Below are 3,791 nucleotides of genomic sequence, written 5' to 3'. Positions count from 1 at the left end.
TCAGGCGTATGCCGCTGGTGCGGCCGTGGACTGGGAGCAGACCCTCCCCGCCGACGCTCGTGTCGTCGACCTGCCGACATATGCCTTCCAGCACAGCCGCTACTGGCTGGAGCCGGACGAGCTCGCCGCCGACGTGGCCGTGGACCCGCTCGACGCCCGCTTCTGGGAGGCCGTCGAACGCGGAGATCTCGCCGCGCTCAGCGATGACCTCGAACTCGACGTCGCCGACGACGCACAGCAGACCGCGCTCGGCTCCGCGCTCCCCGTCCTCGCCAACTGGCGCAGGCAGCAGCGCAACCGGCTCCTCGTGGACTCCTGGCGGTACGGCGTGACCTGGCGCCGACTCGCCGATCCGCGCTCGCCGAACCTTCAGGGCGGCTGGCTCGTGATCGCCCCCACCGACGGCGCGCCCGCCGACGGCATCGAGGCGGCGCTGACGGTCCACGGTGCCACCGTCGTCCGCGTGCCGTGGGACGCGGCGGACACCGACCGCACGGCGCTCGCCCTTCGGCTGCGTACCGCGGCGGACGCCATGCCCACCGGCGTACGGGGCATCCTGTCGCTGCTCGCCGGCGACACCCGCCCGCACCCCGAGCGCGCCGAGGTGACCGCGGGTCTGGCCGGCACGCTCACCCTCGCCCAGGCCCTCGGTGACGCGCTGATCGACGCCCCGCTGTGGCTGCTGACCCGCGGCTCCGTGTCCACGGGAACGGGCGACGGCCCCGCCGCACGGGCCGGGGCGGAGATCTGGGGCTTCGGCCGCGTCGTCGGCCTCGAACAGCCCCAACGCTGGGGCGGCCTCGTCGACATCCCGTACGGCCAGTACGGCACCGAGGGAGCCGAGTCCTCCGACGTCCTGGACGAGCGGACCGCCGCACGCCTCGCCGGTGTCCTCGGCGGCCTCGGCGACGAGGACCAGCTCGCCGTACGCGGATCAGGCGTGTACGCGCGCCGCCTGGTTCGTACCCCCCTCGCGGGCAAGCCCGCCCGCGACTGGCGCCCTCGCGGCAGCGTCCTCATCACCGGTGGCACCGGCGCGCTCGGGGCGCACGTGGCCCGCCGGCTCGCCCGCAGTGGCGCCGAACACCTGGTCCTGACCAGCCGCCGCGGCGCGGACGCGCCCGGTGCCGCCGAGCTCGCTGCCGAACTCGAGGAACTCGGGGCGCAGGTCACCGTCGCCGCCTGCGACGTCGCCGACCGGGACGCCCTGTCCGAGCTGCTCGCGGACCTCGACGCCGCCGGTCGCGAACTCACCGCCGTCGTGCACACCGCCGGTGTCGGCGGCATCGCCGCCGTCGAGGACACCGGACTCGCCGACCTCGCCGCCGCCATGTCCGGCAAGGCGACGGGCGCCCGCCACCTCGACGAACTCCTCGGCGACACCCCGCTCGACGCGTTCGTCCTCTTCTCCTCCAACGCCGGCGTCCTCGGCGGCGGAGGCCAGAGCGCCTACGCCGCCGCCAACGCCTCCCTCGACGCCCTCGCCGAGCAGCGCCGCGCCCGCGGCCTGGCCGCCACCTCCATCGCCTGGGGCCTGTGGGACGGCGGCAGCGGCCTCGGCGACGCGGACGACGCCGACTTCGTCCTGCGGCGCGGCCTGCGGCCCATGGCACCCGAGCTCGCGGTCGCCGCCCTGGTGCGAGCCGTCGAGTACGACGAGACCGCCGGCATCGTCGCCGACATCGACTGGGAGCGGTTCGCCACCGCCTTCACCGCGGCCCGGTCCCGCCCGCTCATCGGCGACCTGCCCGAGGTCAAGAAGCTCCTGGCCGCGGCCGATGCGCCCGACGACGCCAGCCCCTCCGCGCTCGCCGCGCAGCTGTCGGCCGTCCCCGTCGGGGAGCGGGCGGGCGTCGTCCTCGAACTGGTCCGCGCCCAGGCAGCCTCCGTGCTCGGCCACACCGGACCCGAGGCGATCGAACCCCACCGCGCGTTCAGTGAGCTCGGGTTCGACTCACTCAGTGCGGTCGAGGTCCGCAACCGGCTCAGCGCCGCGACCGGCGTCCGCCTTCCCGCCACACTGGTCTTCGACCACCCGTCCGCGTCGGCCGTCGCCGACTTCCTCCTCGCCGAGGTCCTCGGCGACCCCGACGAGACGGTCTCGCTCGACGCCGCCGCGGCCTCCGCGATCGACGACGACCCGATCGCGATCGTCGGCATGAGCTGCCGCTACCCGGGCGGCGCCGACTCACCGGAAAGCCTCTGGCAGCTCGTCGCCGACGGCCGCGACACCATCGGTGACTTCCCCACCGACCGCGGCTGGGACCTCGACTCGATCTACGACCCCGACCCCACCAAGTCGGGCACCACCTACACTCGCCAGGGCGCGTTCGTGTACGACGCGGGCGCCTTCGACCCGGCGTTCTTCGGGATCAGCCCGCGTGAGGCGCTGGCGATGGACCCGCAGCAGCGGCTGCTGCTCGAAGCCTCCTGGGAGACTTTGGAACGCTCGGGCATCGACCCGGCGACCCTGCGCGGCAGCCAGACCGGCGTGTTCGTCGGAGTCAGCTCGCAGGGCTACGGCTCCGAGGCGTACGAGATACCCGAAGGCGCCGAAGGCTACTTCATCACCGGCGGCCAGACGGCCGTCGTCTCCGGCCGCGTCTCCTACACCCTCGGCCTGGAGGGTCCGGCCATCACGGTGGACACGGCGTGTTCGTCCTCGCTGGTGGCGCTGCACCTGGCGGTGCAGGCGTTGCGTCAGGGCGAGTGCTCCATGGCTCTCGCCGGCGGTGTCGCCGTCATGACCAGCCCGGGTGCCTTCATCGAGTTCTCACGCCAGCGCGGCATGGCGGCCGACGGCCGCTGCAAGCCGTTCGCCGCTGCCGCGGACGGCACGGGCTGGGGCGAAGGCGTCGGCGTCATCCTCCTGGAGCGCCTCTCGGAGGCACGCCGCAACGGCCACCAGGTCCTCGCCGTCGTGCGCGGCTCCGCCATCAACCAGGACGGTGCCTCCAACGGCATCAGCGCCCCCAACGGACCGGCGCAGCGCCGCGTCATCCGTCAGGCGTTGGCGAACGCGGGTCTGACGACGGCCGATGTGGACGCGGTCGAGGCCCATGGCACGGGTACGACGCTGGGTGACCCGATCGAGGCGCAGGCCCTGCTCGCGACGTACGGCCAGGGCCGCGAAGGCGCCGAGCCGCTGTGGCTCGGCTCGATCAAGTCGAACATCGGGCACGCGCAGACGGCGTCCGGCATCGCGGGCGTCATCAAGATGGTCATGGCGATGCGCCATGGCACGCTCCCGGCAACGCTGCACGTGGACGAGCCGACGCCGCACGTCGACTGGACGGCGGGTGCCGTGGAGCTGCTGACCGAGCAGCGGAACTGGCCCGAGACGGGCCGCCCCCGCCGCGCCGGCATCTCCTCCTTCGGCGTCAGCGGCACCAACGTGCACGTGATCCTCGAGCAGGAGGTTCCCGCGCCCGCTGCCCCGGCCGACACCACGGACGGCGACGCCCGGGTCCGGGCTGCCCAGGTCGACGCCGCCGTGATGTGGCCGCTGTCGGCCAAGTCCGAGGCGTCCCTGCGCGGCCAGGCCCGCAAGCTCCTCGACCTGGTCGAGACGCGTCCCGAACTCGACCCGGTGGATGTGGGGTATTCGCTGGTTGCTTCGCGTGCGTTGTTTGAGCGGCGTGCGGTGGTGGTGGGTGTGGATCGTGCGGAGTTGTTGCGTGGTCTTGGGGCGGTGGTTTCTGGTGTGGGGGCGTCGGGTGTGGTTTCTGGGTGTGTGGTTGGTGGGCGTGTGGCGTTTTTGTTTACCGGGCAGGGTGCTCAGCGGGTGGGTA

At 73.5% G+C, this 3,791-nt stretch carries 1 pseudogene; it reads left to right on the top strand.

The window, feature by feature from the left end:
* Window positions 1-25: 25 nt before the first annotated feature.
* Window positions 26-3,791, top strand: a pseudogene (locus ACFXOM_RS35480) (SDR family NAD(P)-dependent oxidoreductase); the annotation flags it as partial.

Origin of the sequence: Streptomyces sp. NPDC059169 (assembly GCF_042755225.1) — a bacterium.
Lineage (GTDB): Bacteria > Actinomycetota > Actinomycetes > Streptomycetales > Streptomycetaceae > Streptomyces.
The sequence above is the reverse complement of the archived record's forward strand: the minus strand, read 5'-3'. Positions and strand labels throughout refer to the sequence as shown.